The sequence below is a fragment of the Gottfriedia acidiceleris genome (assembly GCF_036421055.1).
Lineage (GTDB): Bacteria > Bacillota > Bacilli > Bacillales > Bacillaceae_G > Gottfriedia > Gottfriedia acidiceleris_C.
This window is the reverse complement of record NZ_JAZGQS010000037.1, coordinates 1-1,250: the sequence shown is the minus strand read 5'-3', so window position 1 is coordinate 1,250 and position 1,250 is coordinate 1. Positions and strand designations below refer to the sequence as shown.

At 48.3% G+C, this 1,250-nt stretch carries 1 rRNA gene; it reads right to left on the bottom strand.

Going from position 1 to position 1,250, the window contains the following annotated elements:
• Window positions 1-1,180: ribosomal RNA gene (locus RAH41_RS22385) — 23S ribosomal RNA — on the bottom strand; the annotation flags it as partial.
• Window positions 1,181-1,250 lie beyond the last annotated feature (70 nt).

The following is a 1,250-nucleotide window of genomic DNA, read 5'->3' as shown; positions in this document are numbered from 1 at the left end:
TACATTTTCGGCGCAGAGTCACTCGACCAGTGAGCTATTACGCACTCTTTAAATGGTGGCTGCTTCTAAGCCAACATCCTGGTTGTCTAAGCAACTCCACATCCTTTTCCACTTAACGTATACTTTGGGACCTTAGCTGGCGGTCTGGGCTGTTTCCCTCTTGACCACGGATCTTATCACTCGTAGTCTGACTCCTATGGATAAGTCATTGGCATTCGGAGTTTGACTGAATTCGGTAACCCGTTGGGGGCCCCTAGTCCAATCAGTGCTCTACCTCCAAGACTCTAACACATAAGGCTAGCCCTAAAGCTATTTCGGGGAGAACCAGCTATCTCCGAGTTCGATTGGAATTTCTCCGCTACCCACACCTCATCCCCGCACTTTTCAACGTGCGTGGGTTCGGACCTCCATTCAGTGTTACCTGAACTTCATCCTGGACATGGGTAGATCACTCGGTTTCGGGTCTACGACCACGTACTATATCGCCCTATTCAGACTCGCTTTCGCTGCGGCTCCGTCTCTTCAACTTAACCTTGCACGGGATCGTAACTCGCCGGTTCATTCTACAAAAGGCACGCCATCACTCGTTAACGAGCTCTGACTATTTGTAAGCACACGGTTTCAGGTTCTCTTTCACTCCCCTTCCGGGGTGCTTTTCACCTTTCCCTCACGGTACTGGTTCACTATCGGTCACTAGGTAGTATTTAGCCTTGGGAGATGGTCCTCCCAGATTCCGACGGAATTTCACGTGTTCCGCCGTACTCAGGATCCACTCAAGAGGGAACGAGGTTTCAACTACAGGGTTTTTACCTTCTTTGACGGACCTTTCCAGGTCGCTTCATTTACCCCGTTCCTTTGTAACTCCGTATAGAGTGTCCTACAACCCCAAGAGGCAAGCCTCTTGGTTTGGGCTATCTTCCGTTTCGCTCGCCGCTACTCAGGAAATCGCTATTGCTTTCTATTCCTCCAGGTACTTAGATGTTTCAGTTCCCTGGGTCTGTCCTCAGTACCCTATGTATTCAGGTAAAGATACTACTCCATTACGAGTAGTGGGTTCCCCCATTCGGAAATCTCCGGATCAAAGCTTACTTACAGCTCCCCGAAGCATATCGGTGTTAGTCCCGTCCTTCATCGACTCCTAGTGCCAAGGCATCCACCGTGCGCCCTTTCTAACTTAACTAATTTTAAAACTAATTGAATTAAACTTACGCAGTTTAATGAATGACATTATCTAGTTTTCAAGGTACAAA